The organism is Pseudoglutamicibacter albus, assembly GCF_022346425.1.
GTDB lineage: Bacteria > Actinomycetota > Actinomycetes > Actinomycetales > Micrococcaceae > Pseudoglutamicibacter > Pseudoglutamicibacter albus.
The window spans coordinates 41511-58699 of record NZ_JAKRCW010000012.1 but is presented as its reverse complement, the minus strand read 5'-3'; the positions used below and the strand labels follow the sequence as shown (position 1 = coordinate 58699).

Here is a 17189-nt window from a genome sequence, read left to right as displayed (position 1 = left end):
ATATAAGGCATGCTTATCGCCCTTCGCGCAACTCACGATCGCCTGGGGCTGGACGCCCTCGAACGCATCACGCGAGGAGCTGACCAGCTTGACACGATCATCGAACGCCTCAACGAGGCCCATCCTGAACAGCCGCTGTCCGGGTGGGTCACGATGGCCACATGCAACCGCCTAGAGATCTATCTTGACGCGGATCTTTTCCATGAGGCGGTCGATATCATCGCCCTGGCCGTCGCTGAGGCCTCAGGCTTGAGCCAGAGCGAAGTTGAGGACCTTTTGGTCGCTGACGCCGGCTCGTTGTCGGCCCAACACATGTTCACGGTGGCGGCGGGGCTGAACTCCCAAGTGGTCGGCGAAGGTGAAATCAACGGGCAAGTGCGCGCGAGCTTTTCCGAGGCGCTGGCTGAAGGGCGCACAACCTCGATGCTCAACGACCTGTTCCAGGGTGCGCTACGTACCGCCAAAAACATTAGCCACCGCACGACGATCGGCGCGGCTGGCCGCTCATCCGTCACTGTTGCGATCGATCAGGCAGAACCTACGACCGGTCCGTTGACCGGCGCTCGGGTGATCGTGGTGGGAACAGGCGCGATGGCGCGCATCGCGGCCTCTGATCTGAACCGCCGCGGCGTAGCTCGCTTGGATGTGTTGTCCGGTTCTGGCCGTGCCAAGAACTTTGCGACAACCCACAACGCGCATCCGCTGTCCACCGATGAAATGCCTGCAGCGCTCGCGGCATCTTCACTCGTGGTTGCTTGCTCTGGCCGCGGCACTGCACAGATCTTGACTCAGGATGTTCGCGACGCGATGCAGCTGCGCGAGCTATACAACGCCGAACACGCTTCAGCCAAGCTCGGCGAACTCGTGATCCTCGACATGTCTTTGACCTCTGACTTGGAAGAGGAAGTGCGCACGATCCCGGGCGTGCGGGTTCTAGGCCTCAAGGATATTTCGGCAGACGCCTCTAACCAGGAAGAGATCGAGCGCGCACAAGAGATGATCAACGCTGGGGTGGGCCGTTTCGAGTTGCGTCAGCAGATCCGTCGCCTCGACCCTGCGGTATCCGCCCTGCGGCGCTCGGTCCGCGCCGAGATCGAACGCGAGATCGAGGGGGTACGCAACAACCATGACGAGGAAACCGTCAAAGTTGTTGAACGTGCCCTGGGCCGCGTATATAAGCGGCTACTGCATTCGCCTATGATGCGCGCCCAAGAACTCGCGCGGGAAGGAGAGGGTCAAAAGTTCATGTCCGCTGTCCACACGCTCTTCGGTGTGGACCTCGAACAGGGCGGACGGGTACCTAACGACCCTGCCTCGATCCAGGCCCGCGAAACACTGCGCGATGTTGCCGATCACGACCAAGATGCACCAGCGCACGCGATGCCGTTATCCGAGATCCGTGACGCGTTCGTGGACTATGAAGAGACCGCGACCGTGATCGAAGAAGAACTCAAAGAGAAACGCTAAAACCCTGCGGTGTTGAACTGTTGAAACGCTAGCGGCCGATGCGTTCTCTGAGCTCCCCGAGCACTGTTGCCGGGTCGTCGGAGAGGCCATCGTGGTGGTGATCCGCTGATTCCCACACGTTGATGCCGCGGATTCTGGAAGCCGTTTCAAGCGAGAGCTCACGGTCCACATAAATGTCCGGGGTATAGACCGCGGCGGCGACGGGAACCGTGTTGTTCGCCAGTTGCTCGTAATTGTAGAGCGGGTTCCATCCGCTGTATTCATGCAGCGCATGAGCGAGTTGCTCAAGCGGCTGCAGAGCCGGGTCTTGCTCGAAATCTTCAGGCAACGCTGCCTCACCGATCAGCTGCGGAACATCGGCACTAGGCAACGTTTGAGGGTGTGTCTGCTGTTGCGAACGCGAAGCCGCCCACCGTGTCGCAGGGCCGGACGTGTAGATCGCTTCTTGGAAGAGCCAATAGATCGGGTTGCGTGCGTGATCCACCTGGGAACCCAGAAGCGAGAGCATCACAGGGGAGATGCCACCATGCGAGAGGGCGTCTTCTAGCCCGAAACGCAACTGTTGAACACGCGAATTACCGCCCAATAGCATCCCGAGCCGCTGGATAGTCAGTTCGGTCACGACATGGCCGTTAGCTAAGCGGTACGGATGCCCGGCATCGCGAGCGCGGCGCGCTTCAGCGTACAGATCTCTCAACTGCGCTGCGGCATGCGGCCAAGCCTCGAAGACCTCGGCCTGACGTTCAGCAGTACGAGCGTATGTTGCGTCATAGACCCGCTTCGGATCACCTTCGATGAGCCCAAGCCCGCCGGTGATCATCGAACCAGCCAACGCGTCCGGGGCGAAGCTCAGGTAGCTCATCGTGATGAAGCCACCGTAGGACTGGCCCAGCGTGAACCAAGAATCAACACCCATAGCCAGGCGGATCGCCTCAGCATCAGCAACGATGTCAGTGGCCCGGAAGTGAGACAAGAACTCGATCTGTCGGGTGATCTGTTGCGGCTCAGGCTCGCCCGAACCGATAGCATTCAGCGTCGCAGCGCTGATCGGAGAGGAACCGCCGGTACCGCGCTGATCCAGCAACAACACGCGGAAGTGCGGTAGCAGCTCACCAAGCCAGCCGGAGGACGGATTAACGGGACGCAGAGCTTCGAAGCCTGGGCCGCCCTGTAAATAAACAAGCCACGGCCGCTGTTCCGCATCCGCATCGATTGAACGAACCTCACGCGCCCGCACCGTCACGCTCTGAGCATCGAGTGACGCTCCAGAGCTGTGCGTCGACGAGTTAGCAGCTAAGTGCTCGGTTCCGTGGACGAGCGGTACTTCGTATAGAACCGAAGACACGACAGCGCCCCGCCAAGCAGCCGCATCATCACGGCGAAGAAGCTTAGCGGGGCGAGGCGTCAAAGGAGTCAAAACAGTGCTGACCTTCGGTTGGCTCGAACGGTGAAGAGATGCTCACGGTGAAGAGATACTCACCGCGCTGATAGAAATTAGTCGGCTTTACGCAATACGAGCTTGTCCTGACCATTGGTCAGTTCAACACCGTTGGTCGCCTCGGAAATACGCAGCTTACCGGAGGTCAAGAAATCCCCCAGGTCTTCAGCGGCGGTGAGAGCTTCGCCCTGGCAGTTGGTGACATTGCTGTAAGACTGCGTCACCGTTGCATCAGAACCCTGAACATCGACGTCATAGGTTTCGTTAGCGCACTGGTCGATCACTGCCAACGTGCCCTTACCGGAGCCCGAAGGGGTCAACATGAAGCCACCCAGCTTCGCTTCAGACACAGCGCCCTTGATAGTGAAAGACTTCACGGTCAGGTGAGTGTTCTCAGAGAAACCAAGAGCGGACACGCCAGAGTCCTTGCCGGACTCCGTCGAGGAAGCCTCGCCCGAGGCTGCTTCCGACGTCGGTTCAGCCTGAGAGTTTTCACCCTGATTGGTGTTTTCACCCTCAACAGAGCCGTCCTTCTGATGGAACTGAGAGGACTCTGGGGTTGGGGAATCAAGAGTCGTTGGGTGCTTAGGGGCACAACCGGCCAGGGAAGCAACTACCAACGATGCAGGCGCCAAGAGCGCAACTGCGCGAACAGTGCGAGTGGAAAGTCGTGACATGGGAACCATTCTATCGCTAATTTATGTTTGACATGTTCACCGGCGTTCGCCCGTGCCGTCGATGCGGCCGATCGCCGTGACCGTGAGCGCTAATTCGCCACGCTCATCCGTAGCATCCAAATCAACAACCGCATCGAAACCCCAGTCGTGATCACCCTCCGGGTCAGCGAACGTCTGGCTGACCTTCCAGATCGGCCGACCATCGGTGTCTGTTGCCTCAACAATCTGCAACAGTTCAGGGGAGCGGCCGCCCGGGCCATCGTCGATGTCCTCATGCTCAGCGAAGTAATCATCCATCAGATCAGCCCACGCATCGGCATCGAAACCAGATTCGCCATCCAGCTCACCCAGAGCAATATCCTTCTCAGCCCCGAACAGCTTGACGCGAGAGAACATCGCGTTGCGCACCATGACCCGCAAAGCACGCTTCTGCTGTGACAAGCGCGGCGGCTCAGCCGGTTGCTGAATCGACTGATCCTGCGGCACCTCACCCGAAGCTAAGGCCTCCCACTCACTCAACAGCGAAGAATCGACCTGCTCGATCATCTGACCCAGCCACTCGGTGATGTCCTCAAGCTCCTCAGTTACAGCAGAATCCGGCACCGAGCTACGCAAGGCCTTATACGCATCCGTGAGATAACGCAGCAGAATCCCCTCAGCCCGCGTCACCTGATAATTGCGTACATACTCGCCAAAGCTCTGACCCGTCTCATACATTTCACGGACCACCGACTTAGGGGAGAGCTCATAGCCAGCCAACCAGCCAGCGCCCTGCCGGTAACGTTCAAAAGCCACCTCAAGGTCTTCCCGCAAAGGCTGCGGGTGCGTGATCTCATCAAGCCGATTCATACGCTCGTGATATTCGAGGCCATCGGCACGCATCTGCGCCATCGCCTCACTCTTGGCCTTCTTGACCTGTGCCCCGATAATAGGGCGCGGATCCTCAAGGGTCGCCTCAAGAATGGAGACAACATCGACTGCGTAATCAGGTGAATCGCGATCCAGCATCTCTAACGCGGCGATAGCGAAGCTAGAGAGCGGCTGATTCAGGCCAAAGTCTTCCGGCAAATCAACCGTGAGGTGAAGCCGGTTGCCGTACTCATCTGGCTCGCCGCGCTCCAAAACATTGGTCGCCAGTAGCTCCTTGATGATCCCTAAAGCCTTCTTGACGTGCTCCCGGTTACGGATGGGTGGTTCGTGATTCTGCGTCAAGATATCGCGAGCATGTCTGAACGCATCGCCCTCATAAGCGAGCAGGTTCAAGATCATCGCGTGGGAGACCTGAAAAGACGAGGTCATCGTCTCCGGCTGAGAGGCCACGAGCTTCTCAAAGGTCTTCTCACTCCAGGACACGAAGCCATCAGGGGGAGACTGCTTCTTAACCTGGCGCAGCTTCTTCTGATCATCCCCGTGCCGAGCACGGGCTTTCTCCATAGCCTTCGCGTTAGCGATCTCATGCTCCGGGGCCTGCACCACCACATCACCGGCAGTGTCAAAACCTGCCCGGCCTGCACGCCCAGCCAACTGATGGAACTCCCGCGCGTTCACATGCCGGGTGCGTTGACCATCGAACTTAGACAACGCGGTCAAAATCACAGTACGGATCGGCACATTGATGCCCACACCGAGCGTGTCAGTACCGCAAATGACCTTGAGCAAACCAGCCTGGGCAAGCTGTTCAACGAGCCGACGATACTTAGGGAGCATCCCTGCGTGATGCACCCCGATACCGGCACGAATCATCTTCTTCAGAGTCTGCCCAAAACCCGAAGCGAAACGGAAGCCACCCAGAAAATCCGCGATATGGTCCTTCTCCTCGCGGCTAGCAACATTGAGCGAAAGCAAACCTTGAGCTTGCTCGATCGCCTCACGCTGAGAGAAATGCACAACATAGACCGGGGCGCGGTGAGTTTCGACCAGTTCCTTGAGCGTCTCGCCGATCGGCTCCATGCCGTAATGATGGTGCAGGGGAATAGGGCGTTCGGAGCCTGAAACCGTCACAGCAGGCCGGCCCGTGCGTTGTTTGAGGTCCTCTTCAAAGAACGTCGTATCGCCCAACGTTGCCGAAAGCAACAAGAACTGCGACTGCGGCAAACCCAACAGTGGAACCTGCCACGCCCAGCCGCGCTGCGGGTCAGCATAGAAGTGGAACTCATCGGCGATCACGACACCGCAATCAGCGTGTTCGCCTTCGCGTAACGCCATGTTCGCGAGGATCTCCGCGGTACAGCAAATAATCGGTGCCTTTGGGTTCACGCTCGCCTCACCCGTGAGCATGCCCACGTTCTCGGCACCGAAAACCTTGATCAAGTCAAAGAACTTCTCAGAAACCAACGCCTTGATCGGGGCTGTATAAAACGAACGCTCACCGCGGGCCAAAGCCGCAAAATGCGCCGCGATAGCAACCATCGATTTACCCGAACCCGTGGGGGTCGCAAGAATTACATGCTTACCCTCAACAAGCTCCATGACCGCTTCATCCTGAGCCGGGTACAGCGTCAACCCACGGTTTGAAACCCACTTCAGGAACGCATCGTAGATGGCCTCCGGAAGGTTCGTCTCCGAGGCATTCGGGACCAGAACAGACAGGTTCACGTTCATCACCAGCCGCGGGCACGCCACTCAGGCAAGCTCGCACGCTCATCACCTAGCGTGGTGCCATCGCCATGACCCGGTAAAACAACCGTTTCATCCGGATAACGGCCGAACAGTTTGGACTCAACGTCGTCAATCAGCGTTGCGAAACGCTCCGGATCATTCCATGTATTACCCACGCCACCAGGGAAGAGGGAATCGCCCGTGAAGAGGTGCTGAACCCCATCGATCGTAGTGGCCAACGCAATCGAGCCAGGGGTGTGTCCACGCAACCAGATCACATCCAACGTGACCCCGCCAGCGTCCACCGTGTCACCATCATCCACAGTCTCCGTGAATGTGACGCCCCGCATCTCTTCAACCGCAGGAATATCCAGCGGATGCCCGACGAGCCGGGTACTTTCCCCGGTCAGCTCCGGCAAAGCGCCAGTGTGGTCATGGTGCTGATGCGTAATCACGATGCTCGGCGCGGCATCAGCACCGACGGCCGCGCGCAAAGTCTCAGGCTCAGCAGGGGCATCGATGAGCAACACATCCTGCGGATCAGTCAGCGACTGCAGAATATAGGCGCGGTTATCCATATCGGACACCGCGACCATGCTGAGCCGAGTCTTGTCATCCGAGGCAATAACCTGTGCTTTTGATCCTTGCGAAGAGTTACGTGGAGATGCTGGAGCCATGCCCAGTAGTATACCCTGATACATATCTCGTATTGTGTTGTGTCAAAGGCACTAAAACCGCCGGAAAGATGACTATGACGATCCTCGCCGACTTCACGGTCAGCAGTGAAGACATCCCGCCGTACCGCCAAGTGCGCCGCGCAATTGCCCAAGACATCCGAGAAGGCACGATCGCCGTCGGAACGAAACTACCGACAGTCCGCTCACTCGCCGCCCAACTCAACCTCGCGACCAACACTGTTGCCCGAGCCTATAAGGAGCTCGAAGAACTCGGCCTCGTGGAAGGCCGAGGGCGCGCTGGCACGATCGTGACACCCGGAGCCGGGCGAACATCAGCGAAAATCGCATCCAATGCAACATGGTTCGCTCGCTCAGCCGAAGGCGCAGGCCTGAGCCTTCAAGCGGCCCTCGACCTCGTACGCGCCGCCTGGCCATCTAATAAATAGCCAGCCACGCAGTATTGAACTAACCAGTATTGAACTAGCCGGGCCTCAGCATTGAACTAACCGGGGTTCAGCCGCGCGGAGTGCGCGGTGCGCGACCGCGACGCAACCAGTTGCGCAACTGACACTTACTACCATTGGAGCTGTGACTTCTTCTGTGACCACACCTTTCAGCACTCGCCCTGACAGAACCCGCGTTGTTGTTCAGGGAGCCCGCGAACACAACCTTAAAAACGTCGATGTGACGCTGCCGCGCGACGCCATGATCGTCTTCACGGGATTGTCTGGCTCCGGTAAGTCTTCCCTGGCCTTTGACACGATCTTCGCGGAAGGCCAACGCCGCTACGTCGAGTCTCTTTCGGCTTATGCCCGCATGTTCCTCGGCCAGGTTGATAAGCCTGACGTCGATTTCATCGAAGGCCTTTCACCGGCGGTTTCGATCGACCAGAAATCAACCTCAAAGAACCCGCGCTCCACGGTTGGCACCGTGACAGAAATTCACGACTACCTGCGCTTGTTGTTCGCGCGCGTCGGAATCGCACACTGCCCAGAGTGCGGCGAGAAAATCACGGCTCAGACTCCGCAGCAGATCGTGGATCAACTCATGCGGGAAGAAGACAAGACTCGCATCGCCGTCATGGCCCCCATGGTTCGGGAGCGTAAAGGCGAATTCCAGGACCTCTTCGCGCAACTATCCCAAGACGGTTACGCCCGCGCCCGCGTGGACGGCGAAACCATCCAACTCTCTGATCCGCCTAAGCTCGCCAAGCAGTACAAACACACGATCGAAGTCATCGTGGACCGCATCGCGATCAAAGAATCCGCGATGCAACGCCTCACCGACTCGGTTGAGACCGCGCTCAAGCTCGCCGACGGCCGCGTGATGATCGACTTCGTGGACCGCGACGCGGATGCAGCCGACCGCACCCGTACGTTCTCCGAACGCCTCGCATGCCCCAACGACCATCCGGTGCAGCTTGAAGAGATCGAACCACGCACCTTCTCCTTCAACAACCCATTCGGTGCATGCCAACGCTGCGACGGCATCGGGCATCAGCTCGAAGTGGACCCTGACCTCGTGGTTCCAGACCCATCCGCAACCCTGGCTGAAGGCGCGATCGCGCCGTGGGCCATCGGCAGCTCGGTTGCCAAGTATTGGGTGCGCGTCATGGCTGGGCTGGGTGAAGAACTCGGCTTCGACGTCGATACGCCTTTTGAGAAGCTACCGAAGAAGGCTCAGAAAGCGCTACTGCACGGCAAGGACTATAAGGTCACCGTGGCCTACCGCAACCGTTTTGGCCGCGAACGCCGCTACACGCAGGGTTTCGAAGGTGTGCTCGGATACATCAAACGTAAGCACGGCGAAACCGAATCCGATACCGCTCGTGAACGCTACGAAGAGTACATGCGCAACGTCCCGTGCCCGGAGTGCAACGGCGCTCGCCTGAACCCTGCGGTGCTCGCCGTGCTGGTCGGTGGGAAATCGATCGCAGAAGTTTCAGAAATGGCGCTCGATGAGGCTTATGAGTTCGCCGCGAGCCTCGAACTCAACGAGCGTGAAGCTAAGATCGCAACCGAGGTTCTCAAAGAGATCCGCGCTCGACTGAAGTTCATGCTCGATGTCGGCTTGAACTACCTCAACCTCTCCCGCGCCTCCGCCACGCTTTCGGGCGGTGAGGCCCAACGCATCCGTTTGGCGACCCAGATCGGTTCAGGACTGGTCGGTGTGCTCTACGTGCTCGACGAACCATCCATTGGTTTGCACCAGCGCGATAACCGCCGCCTCATCGAGACCCTGACGCGCCTACGCGATCTCGGCAACACGCTGATTGTGGTTGAGCACGACGAAGAGACCATCGAAGAAGCCGACTGGATTGTCGATGTGGGGCCAGGCGCTGGCGAGCACGGCGGGCAGATCGTGCACTCGGGATCGCTCGCCGAGCTGAAGGAAAGCACCGAATCGGTTACGGGCGCTTATCTTGCTGGCCGTCGAAGCATCGCGGTTCCGGAGAAGCGCCGCAAACGCGATAGGAAGCGCCAACTCAAGATTGTTGGGGCACGTGAGAACAACCTCAAGAACGTGACCGTGAACGTCCCGCTTGGCATGCTGACCGCTGTCACGGGTGTTTCTGGCTCGGGTAAGTCCACGCTCATCAACGACATTCTGTATCGGGTCTTGGCGACCAAGCTCAACAAAGCGAAGTTCGTTCCGGGCCGCCATACCCGCGTCGAGGGCCTTGAACACCTCGATAAGGTGATCCACGTAGACCAGAGCCCGATCGGGCGGACGCCGCGCTCCAATCCGGCCACCTACACGGGTGTCTTCGATCATGTTCGTAAGCTCTTCGCCGAAACCCCGGAAGCGAAGATGCGCGGCTATTTGCCGGGGCGTTTCTCCTTCAACGTCAAGGGTGGGCGCTGCGAAGCGTGCAAGGGCGATGGAACCATCAAGATCGAGATGAACTTCCTGCCGGACGTCTATGTTCCGTGTGAAGTCTGCCACGGTGCCCGTTATAACCGCGAGACGCTGCAGGTCAAGTACAAAGGCAAATCCATTTCCGATGTGCTTGATATGCCGATCGAGGAGGCCGCTGACTTCTTCTCCGCCTTCAGGCCCATCGCTCGCCACCTCGACACGCTGGTCGATGTGGGGCTCGGTTATGTGCGGCTCGGCCAGCCCGCCACCACGCTTTCGGGTGGTGAGGCTCAACGCGTCAAGCTCGCCTCCGAGCTGCAGAAGCGCTCGAACGGGCGCAGTATCTATGTTTTGGATGAGCCGACCACAGGCCTGCACTTCGAGGACATCAACAAGCTTCTGCGCGTGGTGCAGGGGCTGGTGGATAAGGGCAACTCGGTGGTTGTGATTGAACACAACTTGGATGTGATCAAGTCTGCGGACTGGATTATCGACTTAGGCCCCGAAGGTGGTTCTGGTGGCGGGACAATCGTCGCGGAAGGAACGCCGGAGGACGTGGCAAAGGTTTCCGAGTCCCACACGGGCTTCTTCCTCAACGAGATCCTGAACTAACCCGCCCGGGTGCCTGCGCCTGCTAGGTGCGGCCAAGCATGCCGGAATCGGCATGAACCTGCGCCTTGTAATGCTCCGCTGTGATAAACAAAAGGCGGGCCATCCGTGGCACAATTGCAAACGGAAAACTTCTAGAGCAATAAGAAAAGCATGCCTTTCAAGGCATGCAGATAAGGTGACGAATCCAGGATGGCAAGCATCGATTTCTTCAAGCCCGTGGTAGCGCGGGCTATCAAGCTTGTCTTCAGGCCGACCATCACAGGCCTTGAGAACATTCCCAAAGAAGGACCGTTCATCGTCGCTTCGAACCACTTGTCGTTCTTCGACTCGGTCATCATCCAGGCGTTGATGCCGCGCAAGGTCGCGTTCTTCGCTAAAGCCGAATACTTCACGACTCCGGGCATTAAAGGTCGGATCATGAAAGCGTTCTTCACCTCGGTTGGCTCGATCCCGGTCCAACGCGGGCAACAGGCTGCCTCAGTGGCCGCGCTGGATAAGCTCGTTGAGATCCTCGACAAAGGCTCCGGAGTAGGTATCTATCCGGAGGGGACCCGCTCCCGTGACGGCCGCCTGTACCGGGGGCGCACTGGCGTAGGCTGGTTGACCCTGGCCACCGGAGCGCCAGTGGTTCCTGTAGGGCTCATTGGTACAGATAAGCTCCAGCCTGCCGGATCCAACCGGATCCGGCGCCATAAATTCGAACTCCACGTGGGTGCGCCGCTTGCTTTCGAACATCCTGGCGCTAAGCACCCGTTGCCGCTACGCCGTAAAGTAACTGATCAGGTGGTCGATGCGATCGCACAGATCACGGGGCAAGAACGCGTGGGGGAGTACAACAAAGCCCCAACAGCCCAATAGGGCCACGGCATCCCAGTAAAGCCCCCAGCATCCCAGTAAAGCTCCGACGTTCCAGTAGCGAACCACCAATAGCGAACCCTAAGTAGTGACCGCAGTAGTGACCTAGGCGAGGTGAATCAGGTGGCCGATCCGGCATCGTACCGCCCCGAATCATCTCAGATCCCTACAAGTCCGGGCGTCTATCGTTTCCGAGACCCTGCTGGCCGCATCATCTATGTCGGCAAAGCCAAGAACCTGAGGAACCGGCTCAACTCCTACTTTGTTGCCCCGGAACAGCTCTCGCCTAAGACGTACACGATGGTGCACACGGCATCGTCTGTTGAATGGACGGTGGTGGGTTCCGAACAGGAATCGCTACAGCTTGAATACACGTGGATCAAACAGTTCAATCCACGTTTCAACATCATGTTCCGGGACGATAAGTCCTATCCTTACCTGGCCGTCACGGTTTCTGAGAAGTTCCCGCGCGCCCAGGTGATGCGTGGTGACAGGCGTAAGGGGACCAAGTATTTCGGGCCGTTTTCCCCGGCGCGTGCGGTGCGTGAAACCCTCGATCTGTTGCTTCGTGTTTTCCCGGTGCGTACCTGTTCAGCGGGCGTTTTTCGCCGGGCAGAGCGTTCGGGACGCCCGTGCCTGCTCGGATATATCGACAAATGTTCCGCCCCGTGTGTGGAGCGGGTCAGCGTTGAGGAGCATCGTGAGCTTGTCAACGGCTTGATTCGGTTCATGAGCGGCGACGGCAAGCCCGCAATCCGCGAGCTCGAAGCGAAGATGAGGCAAGCCGTCGCTGAGCTCGACTACGAATCCGCCGCACGGCATCGCGATGACATCCAGGCGCTTCAGAAGGTCTTTGAACGCAACGCTGTTGTGCTGGATGAATCGACGCACGCGGATATTTTCGGTATCGAACAAGACGACCTGGAAGCGGCGGTCCAGGTGTTTCACGTCCGCCACGGGCGCATCACAGGCCAGCGAGGCTGGGTCATGGAGAAGGTTGAAGACCTCGAACCGCCGCGGCTTGTTGAGCAACTGTTGGAACAGGTTTATGGCGCTTATGATGATGCCGACCGGATCCCACGTGAAGTATTGGTCCCTGAACTGCCTACGCGTTTCGAGGTGCTGACCGGCTGGCTCTCTGAGTTGCGCGGCGCGAAAGTCTCTTTGCGCGTTGCCCAGCGCGGAACCAAGCGTGAACTCGCTGAGACTGTGCATGAGAACGCCGTCCAGGCGCTCAAACTTCACAAGATCAAACGTGCCGGGGACATCACGGTGCGTTCAGCTGGCCTGCAACAACTCCAAGAAGCTCTCGGGCTTGCTGAGCCACCGCTACGCATTGAAGGCTATGACAACTCTCATTCGTCCGGAACCAATGTTGTGGGTTCGATGGTCGTGTTCGAAGACGGGCTGCCGAAGAAGTCTGATTACCGCAGGTTCATGGTCAAAGGTGACGCTGCCCGTGATGACACGGCCTCGATGTATGACGTCATCTCGCGCCGTTTTCAGCGCTACCTCGAAGACCTTGCGGAGGCCGAGACTCACACTTCTGGTGAGATCACTGCCGAAGAAGCCGTGAAGGGTCAGGCCCCTAAGTTTGCCTACCCGCCTTCGCTGGTTGTGGTCGATGGCGGCCCACCTCAGGTGGCGGCTGCCCAGCAGGCTCTACTGGATTTGGGGATCACGGACATCGCGGTGGTCGGGTTGGCTAAGCGTCTTGAGGAGGTGTGGGTCCCCGGGGACGACTACCCGGTGATTCTGCCTCGGCAATCCGAAGGGTTGTTCTTATTACAACGCGTGCGTGATGAATCACACCGTTTCGCGATCACGTTCCACCGAGAACGCCGAGGCAAGTCGATGCTTGAGTCCATCTTGGATACCGTGGATGGGCTCGGCCCCGCCAAGCAAAAGGCTCTACGGGATGCGTTTCCGTCGCTGAAGAAGATGCGGGCCGCGAGCGTTGAGGAGCTTCAAAGCGCTAAGGGCGTTGGTCCTGCGTTGGCTCAGAAGATCTACGATGCGCTTCATGCTGATGAGACCGAGGCACGCTAGGGACGGCGGTTGGGTAGCCTTGGGTTATGCAGATTGAGCAGCCGGCTGAGGTACCGCAGAAGAATACGATCGTTGTCATGACCAGCATGTCTGGGGCAGGCCGCACTACGGCAGGCCATGCTTTAGAGGACATGGGCTGGTACGTGGTGGATAATCTTCCGCCACAGATGTTACAGACCCTCGTAGATGTCTTGTCGCGATCGCGTAGCCAAGAGTTCAAGATCGCGGTAGGTGTAAACGTCCGGTCCCAGCAGGTTCTGGATGATCTGAGTAGCACGCTCGCGCAGATGGACACTGACGGCGTGGAGTATCAGCTCCTGTTTATCGATTGTGACGATGCAACACTCGTGCGCCGCTTTGAACAGGGCCGCCGCCCGCACCCGTTGCAAGGTAGCGGGCGCATCGTTGACGGGATCGCGGCCGAGCGCGCCCTAACGGCGGGCCTGCGTGAGCGGGCCGATTTCACGCTTGACACCACAACGATGAACGTGCATGATCTCAGCCGCTCCATCCACGACCTGTTCAATGAGCAAGGCCCCGTGGTTCTGACGCTCAACGTGATCAGCTTCGGCTTCAAATACGGTGTCCCGATGGACGCTAACTTCATGGCTGATGTCCGTTTTGTTCCTAATCCGCACTGGGTTCCTGAACTGCGTCCACTCACCGGTCAGGATCATGACGTTTCGCAGTATGTGTTGCAAGCGGAGGGCACAACAACGTTCATCGAGCACTACGTGGGTGCGCTCGAATCGGTGTTCGATGGCTACCGCCGTGAACGGAAGCATTATGCGACGATCGCTATCGGGTGCACTGGTGGTAAACACCGTTCGGTGGCGATTGCAACCGAGGTCGCTCGCCGTCTTGATCAGAACCCTGATCTGAAGGTTGTTCTTTCACACCGGGACTTGGGGAGGGAATAGGCATGGATATACCGACACATGCGATCCCGCTGGTCGCTCCGCGTTTGCGTCCTAGCCAGCGTCGCTCGCGGTGGAAGATCACCGCACTCGGCGGCGGGCATGGACTGCATGCCTCGCTGAAGGCTTTGCGTTTGCTTGATGCTGACCTGACGGCCATCGTGACGGTTGCCGATGACGGAGGTTCTTCAGGCCGGATCCGTGACGAGTTCGGTGTGCTGCCGCCAGGGGACCTGCGGATGGCGCTTTCGGCGCTGTGCGATGACAGCGAATGGGGCCGCACCTGGGCCCGGGTCATGCAGCACAGGTTCACAACGCTTCCAGATTCTCCTCGCAGTATGGAAGGTCACGTTCTGGGTAACTTCCTCATCGTGACCTTGTGGGAGATGCTGGGGGATGCGGTCGAAGGCCTGAACTGGGCTGGCCAGTTGCTTGGTGCCCGCGGCAGGGTCCTGCCGATGTCGACCGATCCGTTGCGCATCAAAGGCACCGTTGTGAGGGAACAAGATGGTCAGCCGATAGCTGAGGTGTATGAGGGCCAGGTTGCGTTGGCGAAAGCGGCGCACCGTGGTTCCGTGACCGATATCTGCTTGCTTCCTGAAGATGCGAGCGCGACCCCGCAGGCTGTGGAAGCCATCAGCGAAGCGGACTGGAATGTGCTGGGGCCAGGCTCGTGGTACACGTCGGTTATGCCGCACCTGTTGCTCAATGACAGCCGGCGGGCGCTCGCTGAATCGCAAGCCCGCACGCTTGTGACGATGAACTTGTCGTCTTCAACGTTTGAGGCCTCCGGGCTGAGGTCTGCTGATCACCTCAAGATTCTGCGCCGCTACGCTCCTGAGCTGCACATCGATGCGGTGCTCGCTGATCCATCGACCCTCGATGATGAAGCGTATTTCTGCCAGGTCGCAGAGAACATGGGCACTAAGGTGTTCTTCGACCGTGTCGAATCGAAGGCTAAAGAGTCTGTGCATGATCCATTGCGGCTCGCGGCCGCATATAAGGATGTTTTTTCGCACTTCGAGTCCGGGGGTGTCTCCGGTTAGACTTATGGTTTTTGTAAGACCTATTTTTGTATGGTCTGTGTAATCCGAAGGGGATGTCAGCTTTCATGGCATTGACGAATGCAGTCAGAGACGAGCTGGTTGCCGTGGACGTTACGGTGACGTCCCAGCGCCGTGCCGAGGTAGCTACCATGCTCCGTTTGGCTGGTGGTTTGCATCTGGTTGCCGGGCGGATCGCGGTTCAGGCAGAGGTAAGTGGCGAGGCGATTGCGCGCCGTATCCAGAAGACCCTAGGTGAGGTTTTCAACGTTCGATGCGCCATGCGGCTCGTCAGCGGTGGCGGGCTACGCAACTCTGAGCGTGTTGAGATGCAGGTTCTGGGCGATGGAGCATCGCTGGCTCGGCAGACAGGTTTGGTTGACGGCATGGGCCGCCCGGTGCGTGGCTTGCCTCCTTCGATCGTCAACGGTTCGGTCGCTGATGCGGCGGCCGTGTGGCGCGGAGCGTTCCTCGCGTCGGGCTCACTGACCGAACCTGGCCGCTCCTCCGCGTTAGAGATCGTGTGCCCCGGACCCGAAGTCGCGTTAGCGCTCGTGGGGGCCGCACGCCGCCTGGGCATCACCGCTAAAGCGCGCGAGGTCCGCGGGCAAGATCGCGTTGTCTTGCGTGACGGTGAAGCGATCGGTCTCATGCTTCAAAAAATGGGTGTCGTGGAAGCAGTCAAGGTCTGGGAGGAGCGCCGGGCACGTAAAGAAGTGCGTGCCAACGCGAACCGTCTAGCGAACTTTGATGACGCGAACCTACGCCGCTCCGCGCAAGCCGCGGTCGCTGCTGGTGCACGCGTTCAGCGCGCCCTGGAGATCCTCGGTGATGAGGTACCGGAACACCTCCGGGATGCCGGTTCCTTGCGCATCGAGCACAAGGAAGCAAGCCTCGATGAGCTTGGCCGGCTAGCGGACCCGCCGCTGACGAAGGACGCGATCGCTGGCCGTATTCGCCGCCTGCTGATGATGGCCGATCGCGTTGCTGATGAACGCGGGATCCCGAACACCACAACCGCAGTTCCTGCGGATATCCTCGACGACTAACCCAGGTGGGGCCGTCCATCCCGGCGTGCGGAACAGGATGACACCGCAACGCGCAAGATAAAGCGCGGCCCGGGAATAAGAGCGGGGTTGTGTTGGTTACACCCGGATGAGGGCGTCCTCAGGGATGGCTCCCAACAGTTTGCGCTACCCCTACTCGCACTGCCCAGACGTCAGGGGAGTAGAGGCGTTGCAAGAGTACATCTGTATGACCGGCATGGAGATTCCTGCTGGTTGAACCCATGGAGGTTAACTTGACTCAGTACACGCTTCCGGACCTGGACTACGACTACGGTGCACTTGAGCCGCACATTTCCGGCAAGATCATGGAGCTGCACCACTCCAAGCACCACGCAACCTACGTCAAGGGCGCCAACACCGCCCTCGAACAGCTGGCAGAAGCACGCGATAAGGGTGATCTGTCCAACGTCAACAAGCTCACCAAGGACCTCGCGTTCAACCTCGGTGGTCACACCAACCACTCGATCTTCTGGAAGAACCTCTCCCCAGAGGGTGGCGGCGAGCCAACCGGTGAACTTGCTGAGGCCATCAACGAGCACTTCGGTTCTTTCGAGAACTTCAAGAAGCACATCAACGCCGCAGCACTGGGCATCCAGGGCTCCGGTTGGGCTCTTTTGTCCTATGAAGGCATCGGCGGCAAGTTGCTGATCGAGCAGTTGCATGACCAGCAGGGTGATGTCCCAGTAGCAACCCAGCCACTACTGATGCTGGATATGTGGGAGCACGCTTTCTACCTCGACTACCTCAACGTCAAGGCTGACTACGTTGATGCGTTCTGGAACATCGTCAACTGGGACAACGTCTCCGAGCGCTACGCAGCAGCTAAGGAAGGCGCATCGAAGCTGGTTCTGCCAGGCGCCTAATCAACGCAACTAGAGCGTGAGTGTCTCGCCGCTCTCGTCCGCTTCGTCGCGGATGAGAGCGGCGAAC

13 protein-coding genes are annotated in these 17189 nt (G+C 58.9%); 9 read left to right on the top strand and 4 right to left on the bottom strand.

What is annotated here, in order from left to right:
* Positions 1-9 precede the first annotated feature (9 nt).
* Positions 10-1467: a glutamyl-tRNA reductase gene (locus tag MHJ63_RS07960; protein ID WP_070490644.1), complete on the top strand. Its 1458-nt coding sequence runs from the start codon at positions 10-12 to the stop codon at positions 1465-1467.
* Positions 1468-1495: 28 nt separating this feature from the next.
* Here the strand turns inward: MHJ63_RS07960 and MHJ63_RS07955 are convergent, their stop codons facing one another.
* The 4 genes from MHJ63_RS07955 to MHJ63_RS07940 form a co-directional block, all read right to left on the bottom strand.
* On the bottom strand, positions 1496-2884 hold the full coding sequence (locus MHJ63_RS07955) for an alpha/beta fold hydrolase (RefSeq protein WP_239446923.1): 1389 nt from the start codon (positions 2882-2884) through the stop codon (positions 1496-1498).
* A gap of 77 nt (positions 2885-2961) precedes the next feature.
* Complete coding sequence (locus tag MHJ63_RS07950) at positions 2962-3582, bottom strand: hypothetical protein (protein WP_239446921.1); 621 nt, start codon at positions 3580-3582, stop codon at positions 2962-2964.
* A gap of 36 nt (positions 3583-3618) precedes the next feature.
* Complete coding sequence (locus MHJ63_RS07945; RefSeq protein WP_420876145.1) at positions 3619-6183, bottom strand: DEAD/DEAH box helicase; 2565 nt, start codon at positions 6181-6183, stop codon at positions 3619-3621.
* A complete protein-coding gene (locus MHJ63_RS07940) occupies positions 6183-6857 on the bottom strand; it encodes an MBL fold metallo-hydrolase (protein WP_083285614.1) in 675 nt (224 codons plus the stop codon). Before MHJ63_RS07940 ends, MHJ63_RS07945 begins: the two co-directional genes overlap by 1 nt.
* Positions 6858-6931: 74 nt before the next feature.
* On the opposite strand from MHJ63_RS07940, the gene MHJ63_RS07935 reads away from it, so the two are divergent.
* The 8 genes from MHJ63_RS07935 to MHJ63_RS07900 all read left to right on the top strand — a co-directional run bounded on the left by MHJ63_RS07935 (position 6932) and on the right by MHJ63_RS07900 (position 17122).
* Entirely contained in the window at positions 6932-7303 is a 372-nt protein-coding gene (locus MHJ63_RS07935) for a GntR family transcriptional regulator (protein WP_052048368.1), read from the top strand.
* A 154-nt stretch (positions 7304-7457) separates the two neighbouring features.
* Positions 7458-10328, top strand: coding sequence for an excinuclease ABC subunit UvrA (gene uvrA, locus MHJ63_RS07930; RefSeq protein WP_239446917.1), 2871 nt, complete (start codon positions 7458-7460; stop codon positions 10326-10328).
* 189 nt (positions 10329-10517) lie between these two features.
* A complete protein-coding gene (locus MHJ63_RS07925) occupies positions 10518-11186 on the top strand; it encodes a lysophospholipid acyltransferase family protein (protein ID WP_052048370.1) in 669 nt (222 codons plus the stop codon).
* 120 nt (positions 11187-11306) lie between these two features.
* Entirely contained in the window at positions 11307-13232 is a 1926-nt protein-coding gene (gene uvrC / locus MHJ63_RS07920; RefSeq protein ID WP_035755626.1) for an excinuclease ABC subunit UvrC, read from the top strand.
* 26 nt (positions 13233-13258) lie between these two features.
* Positions 13259-14152: an RNase adapter RapZ gene (rapZ, locus tag MHJ63_RS07915; RefSeq protein WP_035755628.1), complete on the top strand. Its 894-nt coding sequence runs from the start codon at positions 13259-13261 to the stop codon at positions 14150-14152.
* 2 nt (positions 14153-14154) lie between these two features.
* The gene (locus MHJ63_RS07910; protein ID WP_035755630.1) at positions 14155-15195 is read left to right on the top strand and encodes a gluconeogenesis factor YvcK family protein; all 1041 of its coding nucleotides are present in this window, start codon (positions 14155-14157) and stop codon (positions 15193-15195) included.
* Between the two features lie 65 nt (positions 15196-15260).
* Positions 15261-16241 (top strand): DNA-binding protein WhiA, encoded by a 981-nt coding sequence (gene whiA / locus MHJ63_RS07905; RefSeq protein WP_070508132.1) that lies wholly within the window; start codon positions 15261-15263, stop codon positions 16239-16241.
* Positions 16242-16492: 251 nt separating this feature from the next.
* Positions 16493-17122: a superoxide dismutase gene (locus MHJ63_RS07900; RefSeq protein WP_070508133.1), complete on the top strand. Its 630-nt coding sequence runs from the start codon at positions 16493-16495 to the stop codon at positions 17120-17122.
* Positions 17123-17189: the final 67 nt, after the last annotated feature.

Excerpts from the sequence above, each read along its gene's own strand:
- MHJ63_RS07940 (WP_083285614.1), bottom strand. The coding sequence starts at position 6,857 with ATGGCTCCAGCATCTCCACGTAACTCTTCGCAAGGATCAAAAGCACAG.
- MHJ63_RS07910 (WP_035755630.1), top strand. The coding sequence starts at position 14,155 with ATGGATATACCGACACATGCGATCCCGCTGGTCGCTCCGCGTTTGCGT.
- MHJ63_RS07925 (WP_052048370.1), top strand. The coding sequence starts at position 10,518 with ATGGCAAGCATCGATTTCTTCAAGCCCGTGGTAGCGCGGGCTATCAAG.
- rapZ (WP_035755628.1), top strand. The coding sequence starts at position 13,259 with ATGCAGATTGAGCAGCCGGCTGAGGTACCGCAGAAGAATACGATCGTT.
- MHJ63_RS07960 (WP_070490644.1), top strand. The coding sequence starts at position 10 with ATGCTTATCGCCCTTCGCGCAACTCACGATCGCCTGGGGCTGGACGCC.
- MHJ63_RS07950 (WP_239446921.1), bottom strand. The coding sequence starts at position 3,582 with ATGTCACGACTTTCCACTCGCACTGTTCGCGCAGTTGCGCTCTTGGCG.
- MHJ63_RS07945 (WP_420876145.1), bottom strand. The coding sequence starts at position 6,183 with ATGAACGTGAACCTGTCTGTTCTGGTCCCGAATGCCTCGGAGACGAAC.
- MHJ63_RS07935 (WP_052048368.1), top strand. The coding sequence starts at position 6,932 with ATGACGATCCTCGCCGACTTCACGGTCAGCAGTGAAGACATCCCGCCG.
- whiA (WP_070508132.1), top strand. The coding sequence starts at position 15,261 with ATGGCATTGACGAATGCAGTCAGAGACGAGCTGGTTGCCGTGGACGTT.